This window comes from Streptomyces sp. NPDC050121 (assembly GCF_044460385.1).
Lineage (GTDB): Bacteria > Actinomycetota > Actinomycetes > Streptomycetales > Streptomycetaceae > Streptomyces > Streptomyces soliscabiei.
In genome coordinates this window covers 331,702-353,055 of sequence record NZ_JBITJV010000001.1, presented here as the reverse complement: position 1 = coordinate 353,055, position 21,354 = coordinate 331,702, and the positions used below count along the sequence as shown (strand labels likewise).

Below are 21,354 nucleotides of genomic sequence, written 5' to 3'. Positions count from 1 at the left end.
AGGGGCCTCGTCCTCAAGCGCCGGACGGGCTGCTGAGTTGGCCTCGGCCGCAAAGGCACCGCCGTCAGGAAGCCGTCGGCCAGGCTTCTGCCAGCATCTTCCTTGTGTCCGCGAGGAGTTGGGGCAGCACGCGGGTGTGACCGACCACCGGCATGAAGTTCGTGTCGCCGCCCCAGCGGGGCACGATGTGCTGGTGGAGGTGAGCGGCGATGCCGGCGCCCGCGACGGTCCCCTGGTTCATGCCGATGTTGAAACCGTGCGCGCCGGACGCGGTGCGCAGGGCCGTCATCGCCTGTTTGGTCAGCTCGGCGAGCTCCGCGGTCTCGGGCACCGTCAGATCGGTGTAGTCGGCCACGTGCCGGTAGGGGACGGTCATCAGGTGGCCGCCGTTGTACGGGTAGAGGTTCAGCACCGCGTACACATGCTCACCGCGCCGGACGATCAGCCCGTCCTCGTCGGACTTCGCCGGGATCGAGCAGAACGGGCAGCCGTCCTCGGCCCCCGGGCCGGTCGGCTTGTTCTCGCCCTGGATGTATGCCATCCGGTGGGGCGTCCACAGGCGCTGGAACGCGTCCTGCGTCCCCACTCCGATCTGCTGCTCCGGCTCACTCGTCATGCAAGGCAGCATATGGCTTCGCCCGTTCGCGGCGTGTCGCCGGGGCTGCGTGCAAGAGCGCCTCGGCCAAGCTTGGCCGATGGACGACGACAACCCGACGGCACGCTGGGAGCGGCGGGCAGGGCCTCCGCTCGCGGTCGCCTCCCTGCTCTTTCTGGCCTCGTACGCCGTGCGGGTTCTGGATGAGGGCCTGCCCGGGCCGGTGCTCGATCTGTGTCTGGCCGTCCTGTACGGGTGCTGGGCGCTGTTCATCGTGGATTACGCGGTGCGCTGGCGGCTGAGCGGCGAGGGGCCGGGCTTCGTCCGCCGGCACTGGCTGGACTCGCTGGTGGTCGTGCTGCCTCTGCTGCGGCCCGTGCGCATCGTGCGGGTCTACGACGCCATGCAGGACCGTCGCGCGGCGGAACCCCGGCTGTCCCTTCAGGGACGGGTGATGCTGTACGCAAGCATGGCGTCCACACTGCTCGGTGTGTCCGCCGCCCTGGCCGTGTACCACTACGAGCACCACGCCCCGGACGCGTCGATCCGCACGTTCGGCGACGCGCTGTGGTGGGCGGCCTCCACACTGGCGACCGTGGGTTACGGCGACGTCGTTCCCGTCACCTTGATGGGACGGCTGGTCGCGGTGGTCCTGATGGGCTGCGGTCTGGCCCTGCTGGGTGCGGTGGCCGGGTCGTTCTCGTCGTATCTGATGCGGCGCTTCGCGCGTTCCGGGGACGACGTGGGGCCCCTGGGCGGCTGACGTCACCCGGGGCCCCACACGCGTACACGTCAGACCTGCGTCCGCTCCTCGACGACCTTCGCGATCTTCGCGATGGCCTCGTCGAAGGGGATGCCGTTCTCCTGCGAGCCGTCGCGGTAGCGGAAGGACACCGAACCGGCCGACATGTCCTCGTCGCCCGCGATGACCATGAAGGGCACCTTCTGCTTCTGGGCGTTGCGGATCTTCTTCTGCATACGGTCGGAGGAGGAGTCGACCTCCACCCGCAGCCCCTGCTTCTTCGCGGCCGCGGCGAACTTCTCCAGGTACTCCACGTGCCCGTCGCCGATCGGGATGCCGATCGCCTGGACCGGGGCCAGCCATGCCGGGAAGGCGCCCGCGTAGTGCTCCAGGAGGACCGCGAAGAACCGCTCGATGGAGCCGAACAGGGCGCGGTGGATCATGACCGGCTGCTGCTTGGAGCCGTCCGCGGCCGTGTACTCGAGTTGGAACCGCTTGGGCTGCTGAAAGTCGACCTGGATGGTGGACATCTGCCAGGAGCGGCCGATGGCGTCCTTGGCCTGCACGGAGATCTTCGGGCCGTAGTACGCGGCACCGCCGGGATCGGGAACCAGCGGGAGGCCCTGCTTCTCGGCTGCCTGCCGCAGCGCGTCGGTCGCCTCCTCCCACTCCGCGTCCTCGCCGATGAACTTCGGGGAGTCGTCGCGGGTGGACAGCTCCAGCTCGAAGTCGTCCAGGCCGTAGTCGCGCAGCAGATCCAGCACGAAGGTGAGCAGCGAGTCCAGCTCGCCCGGCATCTGCTCCTTGGTGCAGTAGATGTGCGAGTCGTCCTGCGTGAAGCCTCGGGCGCGGGTCAGGCCGTGCACGACGCCCGACTTCTCGTAGCGGTAAACCGTGCCGAACTCGAAGAGCCGCAGCGGCAGCTCGCGGTAGGAGCGGCCGCGTGCCTTGAAGATCAGGTTGTGCATGGGACAGTTCATCGCCTTGAGGCGGTAGTTCTGCCCATCGAACTCCAGCGGCGGGAACATCGCGTCCGCGTAGTTCGGCAGGTGCCCCGAGGTCACGAAGAGGTTTTCCTTCGAGATGTGCGGGGTGTTGACGAACTCGTAGTCCGCGTCCTCGTGGCGTCGGCGCGAGTAGGTCTCCATCTCGCGCCGGATGATGCCGCCCTTGGGGTGGAAGACGGCCAGGCCGGATCCCAGCTCCTCCGGGATGGAGAAGAGGTCCAGCTCGGCGCCGAGCTTGCGGTGGTCGCGCTTCTCGGCCTCGATGAGGAAGTCGAGGTACGCCTTCAGCTCGTCCTTGGTCGGCCAGGCGGTGCCGTAGATGCGCTGGAGCTGCGGGTTCTTCTCGCTCCCACGCCAATACGCGGCGGCCGAGCGCATCAGCTTGAACGCCGGGATGTTGCGGGTGGTGGGCAGGTGCGGACCGCGGCAGAGGTCCTTCCAGCACAGCTCGCCGGTCTTGGCGTCGAGGTTGTCGTAGATCGTCAGCTCGCCGGCGCCGACCTCGGCGTCAGCGCCCTCGGCGGCCTGCGCGGCGTTGCCCTTGAGGCCGATGAGCTCCAGCTTGTAGGGCTCGTCGGCCAATTCCTCTCGGGCTGCGTCGTCAGAGGTGACCCGACGCGCGAACCTCTGCCCGCGCTTCTGGATCTCCTGCATCTTCTTCTCGACGGCCTTGAGGTCCTCGGGCGTGAACGGCTTCTCGACGTCGAAGTCGTAGTAGAAGCCGTCCTTGACCGGCGGGCCGATGCCCAGCTTGGCCTCGGGGAAGAGCTCCTGCACGGCCTGGGCCATCACATGCGCGGTGGAGTGGCGCAGGATGTTGAGCCCGTCGGCGGAGGAGATCTCGACGCCCTCGACCTCCTCGCCGTCGGCGAGCACGTACGACAGGTCCCTGAGCTCGCCGGCCACGCGCGCGGCGATGATCGAGCGCTCGCCGGCGAAGAGGTCGGCGGCCGTGGTGCCCGTCGTCACCGTGCGCTCTTCCCGCTCGGAATCGCGTTGGATGATCACACGGACGTCTGACACCGGTCTCTCCTGACTGAAGGTGGGTGCGGCGCCATACCGTGAGCGCGCGCAATAGGGGATCGTACCGACCCGCACCCGCCGACCGCTAAACGGTTACCCTCAGTCCTCGCCCCCGCACGCCTCCTCGAAAAAGTCCAGGTTCTCCTGCAAGGACTTCATCAGCCGGTCGCGCTCGGCCTCCTCCACCTGCACGGGGACGACTCCGCTCGCGCCGGTGAGCCTGCGGAACCCGCCCCTGCTCTCCAGCCGGCCCTGCACCCGTACCGGCAGTCCGACCAGGTGGGCCTGTCCGGCGATGCGGTAGTCCTCCTCGTCGAGGGTGAGGCGGACGTGCGGGATCTCGGCGCCGGCCAGCACCCGCAGCCGGATGCTGCCCTCGCCGCGCGGTCCCGACCTGCGCATCCGGACCACGGTGCCGGTGACCCGCACGGGCACGGAGGGCTCCTCGCGCAGATAGCGGGCGCCGGCCTCGCGCAGCACGGGCAGGTCGCCGGGCGAGAACTCGACCGGCTCGTCATTCGCGGCGCAGTCCTCGGGGACTCCGGCGGCGGGCGACCACTCGACGGCGATCCGGGCGCCCTCGGCGCCCCGCACGAGGGCGATGAGCGCCTCGGTGAGCTCGCGGCTGGCGCCGGCCTCCACGGCGCCGTCGAAGGCGTCCATGCCACCGGTGGCCCGTTGGTAGTCGATGGCCTCGCGGACGGCGTACAGGGCCTGGTGGAGGCGGACGGCGAGCGGGCGGGCGCCCGCGACGGGCGCGAAGGCCGTCAGGCTGCGTCCACCGGCCGCGGAGCCGACGAGGACGCTCTCCAGGGTGGCGAGGGCCGCGCGCCGGTGTCGGGCGCCGTAGTAGCCCGCACGCGCGCGGGTGGCGAGCGCGCCGGCGAGCAGCAGCTGGCGGGCCGCCCCGCGCAGTTCCTCCTCGACGGTCCAGGAGGCGGCCCCGGCGGGTCCGCTCGGCGCGTCCCGCCACCAGCGGATCTCGTCGCTCGGCACGGCGAGCCCGACGAGCACCTCGCGCGCGGAGGGCGTGCCGCTGCGGGAGAGCGCGAGGAGCGCCTCGCCGAGCAGGTCGTCGCTGTCGGGGAAGGCGCGGCTCTCGGGCACGAGCAGGCTGGTCCCGCCGCCGCCCGGGCCGGGCGGGGTCCAGCGGCCGTAGCGTCCGGCGGCGCCGCCGCGCCGCTGCCACCCGTGCCGGCGCAGCAGGGCGCCCAGGACGGCCGGGTCGACCTCGCCGGGCTGCGGGGACTGGTCCCAGTGGGGCTCGGGGTGCGGTCGTACGGGCCGAAGTGGCTCGTCGAGGGGGCGGTGGATCATGGTCTGCCTCCCGTCCCGGCCCGCGTCATGATCTCGCACAGCGCCCGGTCGTCGAAGATGCGTGTGGTCGGTATCCGCACGGTGGTCCGGGTCCGGCCGGTGATCGGGTGGCCGGCGAGATTGACCCAGTAGCAGCAGTGCCGCAGGTCGAGTCGGTCGTGGCTGGCGCGCAGCCAGTCGTCCTGGGATCTGGGCACGAGCATCACGACGAGGATCTTGTGCACCGAGACCGGGCTGCGGGCGAGCTTGCGCAGGTGGTCGTTGTCGAGGGTGAAGGAGAAGAAGCGGCCCGGCGGGTTGGGCCGCACCTGGTAGGTGGCCTTGAGCTGCACCTTGATGGTGACCTCGTCGTCGACGGTGTGGCCGGGCGCGCTGTGGCTGACATGCCAGTCGATGCCGTTGTCCGGGAACGGCTGGGACAGCGAGCACCCCGCGGCCGCCGCGACCGCGTGCAGATAGCCCACCTGCAGTGTCTCCATGCAGGCGGTGGTGGCGAGGGTGCCGCGATGAAGCCCCGCGTGTTCGGGCAGCAGCCCGCCCCGCTCGGGCTGCGCTATCGCCATGACCAACAGCCTTCCACGCAAAGCCAGTCCCCGTGACGGGCCGCTGAACTGCAAAGACCCGTACCCGTGTTGTGTCCTTCCGGCGTACGGCGCAAACAGCCCGGGTATCACCAAACAGGCAGAAGACGGTGCGTCAGCTGCCGTGGGTGAACGAGGGGTTGGGTAGGTATGACGTACTGGTACGAGGGGCCGCTGGCCGCATTTGACACGGAGACGACGGGCGTCGACGTGGAGACCGACCGGATCGTGTCGGCCGCCCTCGTCGTCCAGGACGCGCCGGGGGTGCGGCCGCGGGTGAGCCGCTGGCTGGTGAACCCGGGCGTGCCGGTGCCGGCCGGGGCGACGGAGGTACACGGGCTGACGGACGAACATCTGCAGCGCAACGGCCGATGGCCGTCGCCGGTGATGTTCGAGATAGCCGAGCTGCTCGCGGAACAGGCCGCCGCGGCACGCCCGTTGGTGGTGATGAACGCGCCGTTCGACCTGACGCTGCTCGACCGTGAGCTGCGCAGGCACCGCGCCTCGGCGCTGGAGCACTGGCTGGAGGCGGCGCCGCTGCGGGTGCTGGACCCCCGGGTCCTGGACAAGCACCTGGACCGCTACCGCAAGGGTCGGCGCACGCTCACCGACCTGTGCGCGCACTACGGCGTGACGCTGTCCGAGGCGCACGACGCGGCGGCGGACGCGCTGGCCGCGCTGGAGGTCGTCCGGGCGCTCGGCCGACGGTTCGCGACGCGTCTGGAGCGGCTGACCCCGGCCGATCTGCACGCCCTGCAGACGGCCTGGCACGCGGCTCAGGCGCGGGGGCTCCAGGCCTGGTTCGCGCGCAGCGGCACTCCGGAGACGGTGGACACCTCGTGGCCCCTGCGCCCGGAACTGCCGGCGGCGGCCTGAGGCGTGCGCCGACACGAAAAAGCCGGTCCGCGTGGAACGGACCGGCTTCTCCCGGTGGGCGATACTGGGTTCGAACCAGTGACCTCTTCGGTGTGAACGAAGCGCTCTCCCACTGAGCTAATCGCCCGGGAACGCACTGAACCATACAGGCCCCCCCGCGCTTCCTTCAAACCGCTTGCAGGTGGGCCATGAGGCCGCGCCGTCCGGACCGCATCATCAACCGGTGGTTCAGGCGGAACACCGGCCGTCCGGGGACGGCGAACCGGCGCAGCAGCGGCTTGTTCACCTGGACCACCTGGTCGTAGCGGGCGAGGGTGCCGGAGCCGTGGGCGGTGAGGGTCCAGCGCGCCCAGCCGTCGAGGTCGCCCGCCATCGCGATCTCCAGCACGCCGGCGGCCGGATCGCGCCGCACCTCACGTGCGGTGAAGGTCAGGTCGTACGGGAGGAGGGAGCGGATGCGGACGACACCGCTCGTGTCGTCGACCCGGTTCACCTCGCGTACCTGGGGCCACCAGCGCGGGTAGTCCTCGGCCTGCTCCAGGGTGTCGTACACGCGGGCGGTGGGTGCGGGCAGGTCCCACAGGGTGCGGAAGCGGTACCGGGTCCAGTCCATGGGCCGAGTGTGCCCGCACGGGCGTCCGGGCGGCGGCATTTGAGTACGTTCTGAGTATGTGCGCCCATGTCGTCGCACGTGACGCGGACCACACTCCGGAACATGACGCATTTTCCGCCCCCGGCCGAGGAGCTACGCCTCCTCGACACCGAGCTACAGCAACTGGACGCCCGTCGGGCCCAGTTGCTGGCCCGCCGCGCCTGGCTGGTCGCCGCCCTTCAGCAGGCGGTACGGCAGGCCCCGCCGGTGTGGCCGAGCCGGCCGACGCCGACGCCTTCGGCGCCGTCCCCTCGTCCCGAGGCGACCGCGCCCGGCGTGCAGAACGTCCTTCTCCTGCTCGGTGGCCTCCTGCTCACCATCGCGGCGATGGTGTTCACGCTGGTCAGCTGGGGTCATCTGGGCATCGTCGGCCGGTCCCTGGTGCTGGGCGCGGTCACGCTGGCGGTGCTCGGGGCGCCGGTGGCGCTGCTGCGGCGGGGGCTGCGGTCGACGGCCGAGTCGGTCGCCGGTCTCGGTCTCGCGCTGACGGTGCTGGACGCGTACGCCTTGTACGAGGTGGCGTTCACGGCGGCGGACGGTACGACGTACGCGGCGGCCGTGTCGACGGCGTTGGCGGTGTTGTGGGCCGCGTACGGCACGGCGCTCGCCGCGCTGCCGGGCTCGGCCACGGTACGGCTCCCCCGCCCGGCCGCCCTTGCGGTCGCTCAACTCCCGTTGCTGCTCTGGACGATCGCCGTCGGCGGCGGGGCGTACACGGTCACGGCCGCGGTGCTGTCGACGGCGGCGTTCGACGCGGCGGTCGCGCTGCGGGCGGCCGACCGGCCGGTGCGGCTCGTCGCCGTGGTGTGCGCGTTCGGCACGGGCGGCTGGGGTGTGCTGGCGGCCGACCTGCTCTCCGTGAGCGCGGCCGGTCCGGGCGCCGCCGCCCGTGCGGCGGCGCTCCTCGCCCTCGCGGCGGCGATCGCCCTGGGCGCGGCCCGGTTCCGCCCGGAGCTCGCGACGGGGACGGCCGCGGCCGGCGCCCTGTGCATGGTCGTCGGCATCGGCGGCGTCCTGCGGGTCCTGGTGCCCGGCGACTGGGCGGTACCGGCGTATCTGGCGTGCGGGGTCGCCCTGTTGGCCGCCGTGCGGGGTCAGGAGGCGGCGCGCCGGGGTGTCGTCTGGGCGTCCGGCGCCGTCCAGGCGGGTGCGGTGCTGTGGGCGGTGCCGGCCGTCGGTGTCACGCTGCTGGGTCCGGCGGCATGGCTCCGGCATCCGTGGTCCGGGGTTCCGGCCGACGCCCGCGCGGCGGCGACGATGGACGCCTTCTGGCCGCCGTACGCCGTCACGGCTCCCCTGATCCTCGTCGCCGTGGCGGCGGTGCTGGCGACGACGGTGCGAAACGAGGAGTGGCGCCCGCAGGCGCTGACCGCCGCGCTGACATTGACCTGGGCCGGGGTCCTCGTCACCCCGACGGCACTGCAACTCCCCTACACGGTCGGCCTGTTGGTGCAGGGGCTGGCAACGGTGGCGCTCCTGGTGCCGGTGTCGCGGGCGGCCACCGGGCTCGCCCTGGCCACCTCCCTCGGCCTCGCCTTCCTCTCCATGGCCACCGAACCGGCCACCCTGACCGTTCTCGCCGCGCTGACCGTGGTGTGCGCGGTGGCGGCCCTGCGTGAGCGCCTGGCACCGGTGTCGGCGGCCGCCGCTCTCGGCTACGCCACGGCCCTGGCCTGCGCCATCGGTGCCTCTGCCGGCTGGCGACCGGAGCACATCGCGCTTGTGGTGCTGGTGGTTCCGGTGGCGGCGGCCCTGGTCGCACCCCGGGTCGGCGACCCCGCGACGACGATCGCGGTGGAGGCGACCGGGGCCGCGGCGGGTCTGGTCGCCATCGGCCTGGCGGTCTTCGACCTGCCGCTGCTCGCCCTGGTGCTGTCCCTGTGCGCGGTGATCGCCGCGGGCACGGCGCTGCGCCCCGATCGCCGCACTGTCGGCTACGCGGCCGTCGCCCTCTTCGTGCTGGCCGCGTGGGTGCGCCTGGCGGACTGGCGCGTCGGGGTCCCGGAGGCGTACACCCTGCCGGTGACGGTGCCGGCGCTGCTCGTCGGAGCCCTGCGCCGGCGCCGGGACCCGGCCGCATCGTCCTGGACGGCGTACGGTCCCGGGCTCACCGCCACGCTCCTGCCGAGCCTCGCCGCGGCCTGGGGCGACCCCGAGTGGATCCGCCCCCTGCTGCTGGGCACGGCCGCACTGCTGCTCACCCTGGTGGGAGCCCGGCGCCGGCTACAGGCGCCGCTCGTGCTCGGCGGCTCGGTGCTCACCCTGGACACGCTGCACGAGCTCGCCCCGTATCTCGTCCAGGTGACCGACGCGCTCCCCCGCTGGGTGCCTCCCGCTCTCGCCGGACTGCTGCTGCTCGCACTCGGGGCGACGTACGAGCAGCGGCTGCGGAACGTCCGCAAGGCACGGGAGGTCCTGGGGAGGATGAAGTGACGGACGGCTACGGCATCTTGTCGCCGAGGAGGGCGAGGTTCTCGATGGCGGCGAGGCCGTAGAGCGCGGTGTCGTTGCTGGACACCCAGGCGGCCTCGCTGCCCGCGACCAGGGTGGCGGGGCCGCTCAGTTTCTCCGTCTTCCACGGCGAGGACTCCGTGTAGCCGTCGGAGCTGTAGAACTTCGTCCACGCCCGCTTGGCGAGCGTCGCGTCGCCGGTCTGGACGGCGGCGTACGCGTCGAGGCGCGAGTGGCCCTGGAAGAGCAGCAGGGTGCCGAAGTTGGTGCCGTAGCGGGCCGCCTGTTCCGCCTTGGTGGCGTTGAAGTAGCGGCAGTAGTCGAGGTAGGCCTCCTTGAACTTCGGCATGTCGACCAGGTGGATGAGCTCGGCGCACAGCTCGTTGAGGCCGAAGACGGCGGACAGGTGCGAGACGCCGACGACAGGGGCGGAAGCCACCGCGAACCTGCCGGTGTCCAGGTCGTACAGGCCACTGCCCTGTACGAAACCGTTGGGCTGGGCGCCGATGGTCTCCATGGTGGACAGGACGCGGGCCTTGGCCTTCTCCCACTTGGGGCCCTTGCGCTCCCACTCGGTCAGCCACGCCGACACCAGACCGCTCCAGTCGGTGCCGAAGCCGATCGACAGGGCGTGCCGGTCGGGTGTGTAGGGCTCGGTGCGGATCTTGCGCAGCGGGTCCAGGGCGAGGAACGTCTCGTCGGAGTCGACGTTGGCGTGCATGAGGTCGCCGACCCGCTCGTCGCCGGTGAGGAAGTAGTAGTAGCGGCGGTAGGTGGTGTTGGCGATGCGCTGCTGCTTGGCGCTGTCGGCGTAGTGCTGGACGCCGTGCCGGGTGCCCAGGCCCGCCCACTGGCCGAGGTGGTAGACGTCGACCTCGCCGGTGTGCCGGGTCATCGCCTCGGCGAAGCGGAAGATGTCCGCGCGGCCGGAGCGCAGGTACGCGAACCAGAGCCAGAGGTCCGGGGACAGCTCGGAGTTGTCCCAGGCGTAGCCGCCGATGTCGTAGCGCCACTGGTGCCGGACGGTGTCGTAGGTGTGCATGATGTCGCCGTAGTCCCAGAAGCCGTACCAGCGGCGCTGCTCCACCTGGTCCTTGTAGTAGGTGAAGAGGAAGTCGAGGTGGTCCTCGATCTTGGCCTTGGCCGGGGTGGAGCGGTCGGGCTCGGAGTACAGGCCGGGGCCGAAGACCTTGGCCTTGATGAGCTGCCCCGGCGGGGCGGCGAGCTGCGGCAGCACCCGGACGGCCTCGACCTGTTCGGCGAGCTTTTCCGGGGCGGGCGTCGACTCGTTGGCCCAGAAGAGGAGTTCGGAGGTACGGGCGATCCCGTAGGGGGTGCCGAAGCCGGGCTCGTAGTCCTCGTAGGTGATGTTGAGGCCTTCGAGCTGCTCGGGGAAGGTGTCCTGGCCCATGCCGTCGTGGTAGAAGCGCAGGTCCATGGGCTGTGCCTCGGGCGACCAGAGCCAGAGGGTGACCTCGGCCTCGTCGGTGTGGGCGTCACGGATGTCGAGCTGGCTCGGGTGCTTCTCCCAGAAGTCCCGCAGGCCGAAGGAGAATCCGCCGCTGACCCCGCCGACGTAGCCGAAGCCCGACGCCCGCTTGCCGCCGCCCGCGCCGATCCAGCCGTAGCCCTTCTTGGTGCGCTTGCGCAGGGTGAAGCCGTCGGCGGAGAGCTGGGAGAGGGTGTAGTCGCCCCACTCGGGGATGTGCTGGAGGCGGGTGGTGACCCGCTGGTCCCAGGTGGCCGGGTCGGGCAGCTTCTGGCCGGCGTACTGGGCGGCCTGCACCGCCGCGCCGGGGTCGCGGCGCAGTCCTGTGATGCCCTTGACGGCCTCGCGCAGCAGGCCGGTGCCCTCGCCGCCGATGCGGATGTGACGGTCGTAGGACTCGTCGCGCATCGGGACGGTGAAGCGGACGCCGAGGCCCCGGATGAAGTCGCCGCTCGCCTTGCCGGGCTCCTGCTTTCCGTCGTACGTGATGGTGTGCACCATGCGGAAGGAGTCGGCGCCCGCGTAGAAGTACAGGCGGATGGAGAACGGGAGCCAGCTGCGGCTGCCCTTGCGGTGCTTGCCGTCGATGCGGACGACCGCGCGGACCGGGCCCGACTGCTCGACGCTCACCCCGTCGATGGCGCCCTCGAAGCGCTCGGTCTTGACGGTGCCCTGGTCCTCGTCCTCGATCTCGGGCTGGCGGATCAGGACCAGACGGCCGTTCTTGGCGATCTCGGTGGAGCCACGGGTGACGGACTTGATGAGGGTCGCCCCGGACTTGCCGATCTTCGCGGTGATGACCCCCGTCGACACGTCGATGGTGCCGCCGCTCCTGTCGACGGTGACCTTCTTGGCGGGCGTGGCCGGCGCACCGGCGGCGAGGGTGAGCTTGCCGGAGCCCGAACCGACCGCGTGGGCCGTCCACTTGAGGGAGCCGTCCGGCCAGTACGCGAGCGGCCAGGACTGTACGGGGACGTCACGGCCGTCGGCGTCGGTCAGCGCGAAGGACTGGTCCTCCTGGTAGGCGCCCATGGGCCAGGGCACGCCGAGCGTGGAGCCGGGGGCGGCGCCGAGGCCGCCGTCCTCCAGCCAGTCCAGGGTCACCGGATCGGCGTCCGCCGCCGCGTCTCTCGGCGCGGCCTCGGCGTCCTTCGCCCCTAGCGCCCAGCTGAACTGTGCGGCGGCGCCGGCGACGGCCGCCGCCTTGAGGAGGGACCTGCGGGGGATGGGAGACATGAGATGCAGCCTTTCCTTCCGTGCGGGATGCAGGGGGGTGGTCAGGGGCATGACAGAGGGAGGTGCGGCGCTCGGGGCGCCGACCTGGTGTGCGGGCGTCGCCCGTCAGCGGCGCCGGTGGCGCTCCTCCACGGCGACCGCCGCAGCGGCGACGGCACCGAGGACCGGGACCGCCAGCGGCGCGACGAACCAGGCGGAACACGCCACCACCGCCAGTCCGCCGACGAGCAGGAAGGACCCGGCGGGGTCGAGCACGGTACGGCGGCCGGCCTGCCCGAGCAGGGCGCGCCAGGAGTCGCCCGGGGTCCAGACCGCCGCCGCGCGCAGCCCGGCCACCATGAGGCCGATCAGCGCGAACACCCCGACGGCCCCGACGAACGGCCCGCCGGGAAGCCCGGCCCGCGCGGCCCGGATGTCCACCCAGACCGCGGCCAGCGCCGCCCACCCGACGATCCCCGCCATCCAGCCGCCGCGCACGGCGGCCCGGAGGTCGGCGACGAACTCCCGCCAGCCGCCGTCCTCATGGGTCGTACGGCGCCGCAGATGCCGTGCGCCGGCGGCGAAGGCCGCGGGGTAGGTGACGACCCCGAGGCAGGCCACGGCGATCCACACGCCGGTGAGCAGGCACTCGGCGAAGAGCGCGAAGCGCTCGCCGAACACGGACTCCCTGCGCGCCGAGCGTGCCTTCACGCGTGCTTGCGCCATGGTGACCGCCTCAGCCCTTCAGTCCGGAGGTCGCCATACCGTCGATGAGATAGCGCTGGAAGGCCATGAAGAAGGCGATGACCGGCACCAGCGCCACCAGCGACATCGCGATCATGCTGCCGTAGTTGGAGATGCCCTCCTGGTCGCGGAACATCATCAGGCCGAGCGACACGGTGTACTTGGACGGGGTGTTGAGGTAGATCAACGGCCCCATGAAGTCGTTCCACGCGTTGATGAAGGTGAAGATGGCGCTGGTGATGATGGCGGGGCGGGACAGCGGAAGCACGATGGACCAGTAGGTCCTCAGATGCCCGCAGCCGTCGAGCTTGGCGGCCTCGTCCAGCTCGCGCGGCAGCCCGCGCATGAACTGCACCATCAGAAAGACGAAGAACGCCTCCGTGGCCAGGAACTTCCCCGCGACGAGCGGCACGAGCGTGTCGATGTAGCCGAGGTTGCGGAACAGCACGTACTGCGGGATGAGCAGCACGTGGTACGGCAGCAGCAGTGTGCCGATCATCAACGTGAACAGCAGGTTCCGCCCGGCGAAGCGGATCTTGGCGAAGGCGTACGCCGTCAGCGAGCTGGAGAGCACCACACCGATCACGGCCAGGACCGCGTACATCAGCGAGTTGGTGAAGAAGCTGGTGATGGAGAGGCCGGAGATGCCGTCGGCGAGCCCGGAGAAGTTCGCCCAGACCGGTTTGGTGGGCAGCAGGTCGAGGCTGGCGATGATGTCCTTGCTCGGCTTGAACGAGGCGCCGAGCACCCAGATCACCGGATAGAGGACGACCGCGAGCACAAGGAGCGCGCCCACGTGCCAGGCGAGGGATCCGATGCGCCGCCGCTCGTGCGCGGGGCGCGTGACGGGGCTGGTGGCACTGCTCACTTGGCGGCCTCCTCGTAGTGCACCCACTTCTTCTGCGACCAGAACAAGACCGCCGTGACGAGCGCCACCGCGACCACCAACGTCCAGGCCATCGCGGAGGCGAAGCCCATCTGGGCCTCCTTGAAGCCCTTCTGGTAGAGGTAACAGGTGTAGACGAGCGTGGCGTCGGCGGGCCCGCACCGGGTGTCGGAGACGACGTACGCCGAGCCGAACACCTGGAACGCGTGGATGGACTCCAGCAGCACGTTGAAGAAGAGGACAGGGGAAATCATCGGCAGCGTGATGTTCCAGAACCGCCGAAACGGACCGGCCCCGTCCATCTCGGCTGCCTCGTACAGCTCCTGCGGGACCTGCTTGAGGCCGGCCAGGAAGATGACCATGGGCGCGCCGAACTGCCAGATGCTCAGCGCCACCAGGGCGTACAGGACGTAGTCCGGGTTGCCGATCCAGCCGCCGACGTTGAGCCCGAAGATCTTCTGCGTACGGTCCACGACGGCGTCGTCGGAGAACAGCGCCCGCCACACGAAGCCCACGGAGACGCTGGCGCCGATGAGCGACGGCATGTAGAACGCGGCCCGGTACAGGGCCTGTCCCCGCCGCTTCTGTGCCAGCAGCAGCGCCACTCCGAGCGCGAGGAGCAGCTTCAGCGGGGTGGCCACGACGACGTACTTCAGCGTGACCTCGACCGACTTCTGCCAGCGCGGGTCCTGGAACATCGTCGTGAAGTTGTCGAGCCCCACCCACTTGGGCGGCGTGAACAGGTTGTAGCTGGTGAACGCGTAGTAGAGCGACGCGATCATCGGCCCCGCCGTGAGCAGCAGGAACCCCGCGATCCACGGCGACATGAACAGGTAGCCGGCGAGGTTCTCGCGGCGCCGCCCGCGCCGCCCGGCGGCAGGAGCGGCGGACCGCTTCTTCGCCGGGCGCGCGGGCGCTTCCTTGACGAGCGTCATGGTGGTACGTCCCCTCAGCCCGCGAACGCGGCCTTGGCCTCGCTGAACAGCGCCTTCGCGGCGTCGGCCGGCTTGGTCTTGCCCTGGGTGACCTCACCGCCGAGCCGCAGGAAGGCCGCCTCGATGACGTCCGCGCCGGACGGATGCGGGGTGATCTTGCCGAGGACTCCCGCCTTGGCGACTTCGTCCTCGTAGGCCGCGACGCCCTTGTTGTTGGGGTCGGTCGGCTTGAAGGCGTCGTACTGCTCGGTGGTGGCGAGGATGCCCCGGTCGTAGCCCATGATCTTGCCGACCTCGGGGTCGTGGACCATGAAGTCGATGAACTGGGCGACTTCCTTGGGGTGCTTGGTCCCGGAGAAGGCACTGAGCATCAGCGAGCCGAGGTACTGGCCGGTGTGCTTGCCGTCCATGGTGGGGATCGGCGCGAGGCCGTAGTCCGAATCGCCCTCGCCCTGGTAGCGGATGGAGAAGTTGTCCCAGGTGAACTCGGACGCGGCGAGGCCCGCCGACAGACCGGACTTCGGCTTGACCTGCTCGATCTTCTTCGGATCGGCGACCAGCCCGGACTTCACACGCTTGTAGCCGTCCTCCCACCACTGCGTCAGATCGGCCTCGGTGAAGCCGAGATCGGTGTCGGTGTAGAAGGCCTTGCCGTTCTGCCGCAGGTACAGGTCGTAGAGGTACATGATGGCGCAGTAGCCGGTGTCACCGGCGATCTTCGCCTTGTCCTGGATCGTCTGCAGCGCGGCGAAGTACTCGTCCCAGGTCCAGCCGAACTTCGCCTCCACGCCGGCCTTCTTGAAGGCCTTGAGGTCGATGACGAGCGACATGGTGTTGGCGCCGACGGGTATGCCGATCTGCTTGCCGTCGACCTGACCGTTCGCCAGAACGCCGTTGCGGAAGTTATCCAGGCTCAGATTCCCCGCGTCCGCCTGCGACTTGAGATCCATCAGAACGCCGCGCTTGTCGTACTTGCGCAGAAAGCCGACCGCATTCTGGAAAACATCCGGCGGATTCCCGCCGGAGGCCTGGGTCTGGAACTTCTCCCAGAACGCCTCGTAGTCGGTGAATTCGGGCTTGATCTTGATCTTCGGGTACTTCTTCTCGAAGAGCGCGATCGTCTTCTTGATGGCGATGGTGCGCGGCTCGCCACCCCACCACGCGTAACGGATCGTCACCGTCCCGTCCGCGGAAGTCCCGCTGTCCCCCCCGCACCCCGTGGTCGCGGCCAGGCCCAGAGTGGCCGCCGTCGCCCCCGCGGCCTTCAGGATCGTTCGCCTCTCAACATTCCTGCTGGTTCCCACAGTCGGGCCCTCCCCGCAGCGTCGTTGCCGCTTGCATGAATCGTTTCAAGAAAGCGCTTGCTGGCACAAGGTACGAGGGGGTTGAGAGAGCGTCAATGATTCGGACAGGAATTTCTTGCGCGAGGGCCCCGCGGAGCGCGGGGGGAGACCGGAGGCTGCGGCTCTTCCGGAGGGACGAACTCGCAGGTGGGGGGCTTCTGTTCGGCGATCCGAACCAGTGATCACCCGTCAGGGGGACGAAGCGGCAGGCCCAAATCCGCCTGGCGGGTTGGGGGTTGCGGGGGTGGTGAGGTGGATGTTGTGAGTCAGGAAAGAAGTTGACGGTGTGAAGGCGGGGGGCGGTGGGGCACGATGGGGCGAGGCGGGAATGCCCCGCGGCGGGTGAGGAAGAGGTGCGCGACGAGGTAACGACGAGGGCTCGCAAGGGGCGCGAAGGGGGTGATCGGGGGCGCAATGACTGCGTACCGTTGCCCCGCCGTTGCCGCTCGCCGTCGGCCGCGACATCGCCAACCGCCCTCGCAGTCGCCGAAGGGGGCGCGGTGACCGGGTCGGTAGCTGCATCAGAGGCGGTATCGGCAGCGTCGGCGTCGGTAGCAGCGTCGGCACCGGCACGAGCGGACGCCGGAAGGGTGCTGTGGCGCGAACGACGGCGGCCCGTCTGCACTCTCGCAGACGGGCCGCCGGTCCGGGTGGGCGATACTGGGTTCGAACCAGTGACCTCTTCGGTGTGAACGAAGCGCTCTCCCACTGAGCTAATCGCCCGGACGCAGGAAGAACATTACCCCATGTCAGGGGGTGGCCGTGACCACGACCGACCGGCCTTCAGGCTCGCGCCGAAGATCGCCGGAGGCCCGGCCGAAGGTCAACCGAAGATCACTGGTCCGCGGTCTTCCGAAGATCACTGGTCCTTGATCTTCCAGGGCATCTCCAGACCGAACTTCCACAGGTAGACACCCATGAGCACGCCGATGATCACCAGACCGACGACGGTGAGGATGATGTTGCGGCGCCGCACCTTCGGGTCGAGGGCTCGCTGTGCCGCCTCGGTGACTTTGCGCTTGGTCCAGCGCAGTACCAGCTGGGCCCAGACGAACTCGGTCGCCCAGATCGCCATGCCACCGAAGATCACGACCCAGCCGGGACCGGGCAGCGGCAGCATGACGATGCCGGCGGCCACCACGGCGAGGCCGATCACGAAGACGCCGACCTGCCAGCTCAGATGCAGCATGCGGCGCGCCTTGACGAACTCGGGCGCCCGGGAGCCGAGCCCCTGAGTGTGCGACCCCTCCGCCGTCCCGTCCGGCTTCGCCCCGTCCAGTGCCACGACCGCCTCACCCGGCTCGTTACTCCCCGTATTCATACACCCAGACCCTACCCGAGAGATTCCGGTCACCGGAATGGTGGTACTTCGCGAACGAGCCCTCGGCCGGAAGAGTTACGTAAAGGCACGCAAAACACGCAGAGGGGTTTACAACGGCACCGTAGGTGGCATGTCGATTTCGCCGACGTGCGAATCCCCGAGCGCACACTGAGCGAAAGGCCCTGGCGCTTATGAACACCACGGTCAGCTGCGAGCTGCACCTGCGCCTCGTTGTGTCGAGCGAGTCCTCCCTGCCTGTCCCCGCAGGCCTGCGGTACGACACGGCCGACCCCTACGCCGTGCACGCCACCTTCCACACCGGAGCCGAGGAGACCGTCGAGTGGGTGTTCGCCCGCGACCTCCTCGCCGAGGGCCTGCACCGGCCCACGGGAACCGGCGACGTCCGTGTCTGGCCGTCGCGCAGCCACGGTCAGGGCGTCGTCTGCATCGCCCTGAGCTCTCCTGAGGGCGAGGCCCTGCTCGAAGCCCCGGCGCGGGCCCTGGAGTCCTTCCTGAAGCGGACGGACGCGGCCGTGCCCCCGGGCACGGAACACCGGCACTTCGATCTCGATCAGGAGCTCTCGCACATCCTGGCGGAAAGCTAGGGCGAGGCTCACACCATGCCGCCCGGCGCCGTCCACTCGGGGAGACGGCTCGGGCCCATACAACCGCATAGGGCATGCGCCGACGCCGCGCCACGGGCTTCCCGTGGGGCGGCGTCGGCGTGCGTGCGGCACGCCCGGACGGCGCTCCCCGCAATCGTGGGGGCTGCCGGAACCCGGTGCTCCGGCCTTCCGTCAGGCGGCGCCCAACCCCTCCGGCACCGGACGGCCACGGGATCCGGGCCGCGATCGGCCGTGGTTCGGCGGCCCGGTGCGGCTACCATCGGCCAGCATCGGCGGGCGCCCGCCCGACCCTCCAGGCCAGGGAGCGAAATGTGCTGATCACCCACGACACCCGGTGTGCGCTCGATGCCGTGGTGGATCTGGTGAACACCGCACCGGAGGACGACACGGCACCGGACGCGCTGCCGGATGTCGCCGCCCTCGAGAATTTCGTACGAACGCACGATTTCAGTGACGTCGGCGTGCTCTCCGAGTTCGACCTGTCGGCGGTGCGCAAGGTCCGCGGGCGGTTCGCCGCGATCTTCTCGGCCTCGGATCCCCGCACTGCCGCCGGTCTGATCAACGAGCTGGTCGCCGCCGCGGGCACCACGCCGCGCCTCACCGATCACGACGGCTACGACTGGCATGTGCACTACTTCGCACCGGGCGCCTCGGTCGCCGACCATCTGGCGGCCGACTGCGGGATGGCGCTGGCGTTCTTCGTGGTGGCCGGGGAGCAGGAGCGGCTGCGGCGCTGCGAGGCCCCGGACTGTCGACGTGCGTTCGTCGACCTCTCCCGCAACCGGTCCCGCCGGTACTGCGACAGTCGAACCTGCGGCAACCGCCTCCATGTGGCCGCCTACCGGGCACGCCGCAAGGAGGCCGCGGGCTGAGGAGTCCCAGGCGCAGGGGCCGTCGAGGCTCCTGGGGGTCCTCCGGGTCGGTCGATGCCGACGCGGCCCCGGCGGGTGACGCCGGGGACCGCGGGTACGGCTCAGAGCAGCAGCAGGTCGTGCAGCGAAGCCATGAGCAGCAGACACCCGATCACCGCTAGGAAGATCATCAGCGGTGGCTGGGAAAGGGCGAAGAGGCACCCGCGCGGCTCGTCCTTGGGCGGCGCGGCGTCGCTCTGTGTCGTGTCCAGCATCTCGCGGGCGATGATGACGCAGGTGACACCCCCTGTGCGATCAACACGCACAGATTGAGCGGGAGTTCGCCGGATTCCGTGACGTCGGTTTCAGGCCGTGATCATTTCCGCGCGCGGTCAGGCCGACTGTGTCGTTTCCACACGAGCCCGCGTCACGGCCGCATCCCCTGGCCGGGGTCTCATCCGGGGCCGCGACGGGTGCGGCCCCGGCTTCTGCGCGTGCCTCATATGCCGTGCTTCTTGAGGATGGCCTCGATGTCGCTGAAGTCGTCGGAACCGCCGGTCGCCCGGGGTGCGGCTGCGGGACGGGACGCCGGGCGGGAGGCCTGGCCCAGCGAGGGCGCCGAGGCGGTGGGGGCCACTGCCTCGGACTGTGCGGAGCGGGCCGCCGCCTTGCGCTCCTTGCGGGTGCCGCCGCGGCGGCGCTCCACGGCACGGGTGGTGGCGAACAGGGCCCAGGCGCCGCCGAGCACGGCGAAGCCCGCCCAGGCCGTGGGGCTGAAGGCGGTGTCGGCGACCCATCCGACGACGCCGGTCATCACCAGGCCCAGCGGCACCAGGGAGTAGGCCGCGATGCGGGCGGCCGACAGGAAGCGCTTGCGGTAGGCCGTGACGACCGCGATGCCCAGGCCGGCCGCGGCGACGGCGGAACAGACTGTCTCGGCGATCATCCGGTCCTCCAGGCGTGGCTCACTCGGGCAAGATTCAGAGCGACTCGGCGCCATGCCGGCAGGCCGACGCTTCGTCCCTTCCATCCTGCACCTGCGCACCGCTCGCGGGCCACGCTCCGGCCGGACATCAGGGACATCTCCGGGTCGGCTCCTCCGCAGGTGCCGCACATCCTCCTCCGTCGGGGTTCCCCATGGGACGCTGCCCGGGGGCGAGCGGGTCTGCGTGGGCAGCGAGCGGGTCCGTGTGAAGTGCGGCGGTGATCCGGATTGGGGCGGTCGGGCCGGGGCTGGGAGACTGGCGTCATGAGCGACTCGTCCCCGACCTCCTCCCCCACCCGTGCCGTCGTCCTCGACGTCTGGTGCGAGCTGCAGTGCCCGGACTGCCGTGGCGCCCTCGACGATCTGCGCGCCCTGCGCGAGCGCTACGGCGACCGGCTGGAGCTGCGGTTGCGGCACTTCCCGCTGGAGAAGCACCAGCACGCCTTCGCCGCCGCGCAGGCCGCTGAGGAGGCCCTGGAACAGGGGCAGGGGTGGCCGTACGTCGAGGCCGTGCTGGGCCGGGTGGCGGAGCTGGACCGTGAGGGGGAGCCCTTCCTGGTCGAGGTCGCCGGTGAACTCGGGCTCGACGCCGAGGAGTTCGACACCGCGCTGATCGACGGCCGGCACATCCTGATCGTGGACGCCGACCAGGCCGAGGGCAAGGCGATCGGCGTCACCGGGACCCCGACGTACGTCATCGGCGGTGAGCGTCTCGACGGCGGCAAGCGCCAGGAGGGGCTGCGGGAGCGGATCGAGGAGATCGCCGACCGGCTGCTGGCCGAACAGGCGTGAGGCCGGCTCCGCGCAGGCCGGCTCCGCGCAGACGGGTTCAGAGCAGACGGGTTCAGAGCAGATCGGTTCAGAGCAGGTTCTTGTACATCGAGTAGCTCACCGGCACATAGCCCAGCGACTCGTACAGCCGCTCGGCCGGGGTGTTGTCGGCGAAGACGTTGAGACCCAGGAGCCGCTTGCCGGCCGCTATCGCCTGGGCCTCGGCCAGCAGCATCAGGGAACGCCCGTGGCCCCGGCCACGGAAGGCCGCGTCGGCCTCGACGTCGAACACGAACGCCCTGTCGTCGGCGAGCGACACCCAGAGGGTGCCGACCCGGGTGCCCTCGTGCTCCAGAACGCTGAACAGCATGTTCTCCGTCGCCAGACCTTGCGGCAGCAGTAGTTCATGATCCCGTCGCGACTTGGCCCACGCCTCGTCCTCGGGCACCCCGCGCTCCTGCCAGTCCCGGGCGTACTCCGCGAGGCCGCGCTCGAACCAGGCGCCGTACTCGGATTCCGTCATCGGCCTCGCCCGGCTGCCCTCGGGCAGCCCGGGGGCGGTGGCGCCGAGGGGCTTCTCCATGCCGCGGTTGCGATGAACGTAGCCGAGCGCCGTCGCCAGGCGCAGCGCGGCCTGCGCGTCGGCGGGCACCCTGACGTCGATCCGCTTGCAGCCCCAGCCGCGGGCCACCTCCTCGGCGGCCAGCGCGGCCACCGTGCCCCGGCCGCGCCCGCGGTCCGGTTCCTCGATGTGCAGGTCTTCGATCCGGGCGACGCCGGGCCCGAAGCCCGGGGACGTCAGGACGCGGAGCGCCCCGACGGGACGGCTGTTCACACACACCCGGTAGTGGCGTGACAGTGCCCCGTCGGCGGTGCGCTGAAGCGGCTCGGTCGGCCGCAGAGTCGTGGTCATCAGGGGCTTTCTACCCGCCGTGGAGCGAAAC

General features: G+C 70.6%; 20 protein-coding genes and 2 tRNA genes. 6 read left to right on the top strand and 16 right to left on the bottom strand.

Annotated features, from left to right (window positions below; all coding sequences use genetic code 11):
- Positions 1-64: 64 nt before the first annotated feature.
- Positions 65-628 (bottom strand): HIT domain-containing protein, encoded by a 564-nt coding sequence (locus ACIBTS_RS01630; RefSeq protein WP_319671177.1) that lies wholly within the window; start codon positions 626-628, stop codon positions 65-67.
- Between the two features lie 67 nt (positions 629-695).
- On the opposite strand from ACIBTS_RS01630, the gene ACIBTS_RS01625 reads away from it, so the two are divergent.
- Positions 696-1,358, top strand: coding sequence for a potassium channel family protein (locus ACIBTS_RS01625; RefSeq protein WP_399315810.1), 663 nt, complete (start codon positions 696-698; stop codon positions 1,356-1,358).
- 29 nt (positions 1,359-1,387) lie between these two features.
- Here the strand turns inward: ACIBTS_RS01625 and thrS are convergent, their stop codons facing one another.
- The 3 genes from thrS to ACIBTS_RS01610 all read right to left on the bottom strand — a co-directional run bounded on the left by thrS (position 1,388) and on the right by ACIBTS_RS01610 (position 5,247).
- The gene (thrS, locus tag ACIBTS_RS01620) at positions 1,388-3,367 is read right to left on the bottom strand and encodes a threonine--tRNA ligase (protein ID WP_319671175.1); all 1,980 of its coding nucleotides are present in this window, start codon (positions 3,365-3,367) and stop codon (positions 1,388-1,390) included.
- A gap of 99 nt (positions 3,368-3,466) precedes the next feature.
- Entirely contained in the window at positions 3,467-4,684 is a 1,218-nt protein-coding gene (locus ACIBTS_RS01615; RefSeq protein ID WP_399315809.1) for a hypothetical protein, read from the bottom strand.
- Positions 4,681-5,247 (bottom strand): DUF4365 domain-containing protein, encoded by a 567-nt coding sequence (locus tag ACIBTS_RS01610; protein WP_319334893.1) that lies wholly within the window; start codon positions 5,245-5,247, stop codon positions 4,681-4,683. The genes ACIBTS_RS01615 and ACIBTS_RS01610 overlap by 4 nt, the downstream gene beginning before the upstream one ends.
- A 168-nt stretch (positions 5,248-5,415) precedes the next feature.
- Between ACIBTS_RS01610 and ACIBTS_RS01605 the strand changes: the two genes are divergently transcribed.
- On the top strand, positions 5,416-6,141 hold the full coding sequence (locus tag ACIBTS_RS01605) for a 3'-5' exonuclease (RefSeq protein ID WP_079663482.1): 726 nt from the start codon (positions 5,416-5,418) through the stop codon (positions 6,139-6,141).
- 55 nt (positions 6,142-6,196) lie between these two features.
- Here ACIBTS_RS01605 and ACIBTS_RS01600 read toward each other — a convergent pair.
- Both ACIBTS_RS01600 and ACIBTS_RS01595 read right to left on the bottom strand, forming a co-directional pair.
- A tRNA-Val gene (locus ACIBTS_RS01600) sits at positions 6,197-6,268 on the bottom strand.
- Between the two features lie 39 nt (positions 6,269-6,307).
- Entirely contained in the window at positions 6,308-6,754 is a 447-nt protein-coding gene (locus ACIBTS_RS01595; RefSeq protein ID WP_399315808.1) for an SRPBCC family protein, read from the bottom strand.
- A gap of 66 nt (positions 6,755-6,820) precedes the next feature.
- On the opposite strand from ACIBTS_RS01595, the gene ACIBTS_RS01590 reads away from it, so the two are divergent.
- Positions 6,821-9,226, top strand: a complete 2,406-nt coding sequence (locus ACIBTS_RS01590; RefSeq protein WP_399315806.1) for an SCO7613 C-terminal domain-containing membrane protein — start codon at positions 6,821-6,823, stop codon at positions 9,224-9,226.
- Between the two features lie 7 nt (positions 9,227-9,233).
- Here ACIBTS_RS01590 and ACIBTS_RS01585 read toward each other — a convergent pair whose 3' ends face one another.
- The 7 genes from ACIBTS_RS01585 to ACIBTS_RS01555 all read right to left on the bottom strand — a co-directional run bounded on the left by ACIBTS_RS01585 (position 9,234) and on the right by ACIBTS_RS01555 (position 17,177).
- On the bottom strand, positions 9,234-11,969 hold the full coding sequence (locus tag ACIBTS_RS01585; RefSeq protein WP_399315805.1) for a Tat pathway signal sequence domain protein: 2,736 nt from the start codon (positions 11,967-11,969) through the stop codon (positions 9,234-9,236).
- A 105-nt stretch (positions 11,970-12,074) separates the two neighbouring features.
- Positions 12,075-12,674, bottom strand: a complete 600-nt coding sequence (locus tag ACIBTS_RS01580; RefSeq protein WP_399315804.1) for a hypothetical protein — start codon at positions 12,672-12,674, stop codon at positions 12,075-12,077.
- 10 nt (positions 12,675-12,684) lie between these two features.
- Positions 12,685-13,560 (bottom strand): carbohydrate ABC transporter permease, encoded by an 876-nt coding sequence (locus tag ACIBTS_RS01575; RefSeq protein ID WP_079663477.1) that lies wholly within the window; start codon positions 13,558-13,560, stop codon positions 12,685-12,687.
- Positions 13,557-14,513 carry a sugar ABC transporter permease gene (locus ACIBTS_RS01570; protein WP_334583265.1) on the bottom strand — a complete coding sequence of 319 codons (957 nt, stop codon included), beginning with the start codon at positions 14,511-14,513 and terminating at the stop codon, positions 13,557-13,559. Before ACIBTS_RS01570 ends, ACIBTS_RS01575 begins: the two co-directional genes overlap by 4 nt.
- A 14-nt stretch (positions 14,514-14,527) precedes the next feature.
- Positions 14,528-15,817 carry an ABC transporter substrate-binding protein gene (locus tag ACIBTS_RS01565; protein WP_399315803.1) on the bottom strand — a complete coding sequence of 430 codons (1,290 nt, stop codon included), beginning with the start codon at positions 15,815-15,817 and terminating at the stop codon, positions 14,528-14,530.
- Between the two features lie 690 nt (positions 15,818-16,507).
- Positions 16,508-16,579, bottom strand: a tRNA-Val gene (locus ACIBTS_RS01560).
- Between the two features lie 136 nt (positions 16,580-16,715).
- Positions 16,716-17,177: a TIGR02611 family protein gene (locus ACIBTS_RS01555; RefSeq protein WP_399315801.1), complete on the bottom strand. Its 462-nt coding sequence runs from the start codon at positions 17,175-17,177 to the stop codon at positions 16,716-16,718.
- A 191-nt stretch (positions 17,178-17,368) separates the two neighbouring features.
- Between ACIBTS_RS01555 and ACIBTS_RS01550 the strand changes: the two genes are divergently transcribed.
- Positions 17,369-17,782, top strand: coding sequence for an SsgA family sporulation/cell division regulator (locus ACIBTS_RS01550; protein ID WP_004002642.1), 414 nt, complete (start codon positions 17,369-17,371; stop codon positions 17,780-17,782).
- A gap of 332 nt (positions 17,783-18,114) precedes the next feature.
- Complete coding sequence (locus ACIBTS_RS01545) at positions 18,115-18,675, top strand: CGNR zinc finger domain-containing protein (protein WP_319670813.1); 561 nt, start codon at positions 18,115-18,117, stop codon at positions 18,673-18,675.
- Between the two features lie 101 nt (positions 18,676-18,776).
- Here ACIBTS_RS01545 and ACIBTS_RS01540 read toward each other — a convergent pair whose 3' ends face one another.
- The gene (locus ACIBTS_RS01540) at positions 18,777-18,929 is read right to left on the bottom strand and encodes a hypothetical protein (RefSeq protein WP_173877776.1); all 153 of its coding nucleotides are present in this window, start codon (positions 18,927-18,929) and stop codon (positions 18,777-18,779) included.
- Between the two features lie 224 nt (positions 18,930-19,153).
- Positions 19,154-19,600 carry a hypothetical protein gene (locus ACIBTS_RS01535; protein ID WP_399315800.1) on the bottom strand — a complete coding sequence of 149 codons (447 nt, stop codon included), beginning with the start codon at positions 19,598-19,600 and terminating at the stop codon, positions 19,154-19,156.
- A 303-nt stretch (positions 19,601-19,903) separates the two neighbouring features.
- Between ACIBTS_RS01535 and ACIBTS_RS01530 the strand changes: the two genes are divergently transcribed.
- On the top strand, positions 19,904-20,431 hold the full coding sequence (locus ACIBTS_RS01530) for a DsbA family protein (protein ID WP_399315799.1): 528 nt from the start codon (positions 19,904-19,906) through the stop codon (positions 20,429-20,431).
- A gap of 67 nt (positions 20,432-20,498) precedes the next feature.
- On the opposite strand, the gene ACIBTS_RS01525 is transcribed toward ACIBTS_RS01530, so the two are convergent.
- A complete protein-coding gene (locus ACIBTS_RS01525) occupies positions 20,499-21,323 on the bottom strand; it encodes a GNAT family N-acetyltransferase (RefSeq protein WP_399315798.1) in 825 nt (274 codons plus the stop codon).
- Between the last annotated feature and the right edge of the window lie 31 nt (positions 21,324-21,354).

Excerpts from the sequence above, each read along its gene's own strand:
- ACIBTS_RS01610 (WP_319334893.1), bottom strand. The coding sequence starts at position 5,247 with ATGGCGATAGCGCAGCCCGAGCGGGGCGGGCTGCTGCCCGAACACGCG.
- ACIBTS_RS01630 (WP_319671177.1), bottom strand. The coding sequence starts at position 628 with ATGCTGCCTTGCATGACGAGTGAGCCGGAGCAGCAGATCGGAGTGGGG.
- ACIBTS_RS01605 (WP_079663482.1), top strand. The coding sequence starts at position 5,416 with ATGACGTACTGGTACGAGGGGCCGCTGGCCGCATTTGACACGGAGACG.
- ACIBTS_RS01535 (WP_399315800.1), bottom strand. The coding sequence starts at position 19,600 with ATGATCGCCGAGACAGTCTGTTCCGCCGTCGCCGCGGCCGGCCTGGGC.
- ACIBTS_RS01585 (WP_399315805.1), bottom strand. The coding sequence starts at position 11,969 with ATGTCTCCCATCCCCCGCAGGTCCCTCCTCAAGGCGGCGGCCGTCGCC.
- ACIBTS_RS01580 (WP_399315804.1), bottom strand. The coding sequence starts at position 12,674 with ATGGCGCAAGCACGCGTGAAGGCACGCTCGGCGCGCAGGGAGTCCGTG.
- ACIBTS_RS01540 (WP_173877776.1), bottom strand. The coding sequence starts at position 18,929 with ATGCTGGACACGACACAGAGCGACGCCGCGCCGCCCAAGGACGAGCCG.
- ACIBTS_RS01570 (WP_334583265.1), bottom strand. The coding sequence starts at position 14,513 with ATGACGCTCGTCAAGGAAGCGCCCGCGCGCCCGGCGAAGAAGCGGTCC.
- ACIBTS_RS01615 (WP_399315809.1), bottom strand. The coding sequence starts at position 4,684 with ATGATCCACCGCCCCCTCGACGAGCCACTTCGGCCCGTACGACCGCAC.
- ACIBTS_RS01595 (WP_399315808.1), bottom strand. The coding sequence starts at position 6,754 with ATGGACTGGACCCGGTACCGCTTCCGCACCCTGTGGGACCTGCCCGCA.
- ACIBTS_RS01555 (WP_399315801.1), bottom strand. The coding sequence starts at position 17,177 with ATGAATACGGGGAGTAACGAGCCGGGTGAGGCGGTCGTGGCACTGGAC.
- ACIBTS_RS01530 (WP_399315799.1), top strand. The coding sequence starts at position 19,904 with ATGAGCGACTCGTCCCCGACCTCCTCCCCCACCCGTGCCGTCGTCCTC.
- ACIBTS_RS01525 (WP_399315798.1), bottom strand. The coding sequence starts at position 21,323 with ATGACCACGACTCTGCGGCCGACCGAGCCGCTTCAGCGCACCGCCGAC.
- ACIBTS_RS01625 (WP_399315810.1), top strand. The coding sequence starts at position 696 with ATGGACGACGACAACCCGACGGCACGCTGGGAGCGGCGGGCAGGGCCT.
- ACIBTS_RS01590 (WP_399315806.1), top strand. The coding sequence starts at position 6,821 with ATGTCGTCGCACGTGACGCGGACCACACTCCGGAACATGACGCATTTT.
- ACIBTS_RS01550 (WP_004002642.1), top strand. The coding sequence starts at position 17,369 with ATGAACACCACGGTCAGCTGCGAGCTGCACCTGCGCCTCGTTGTGTCG.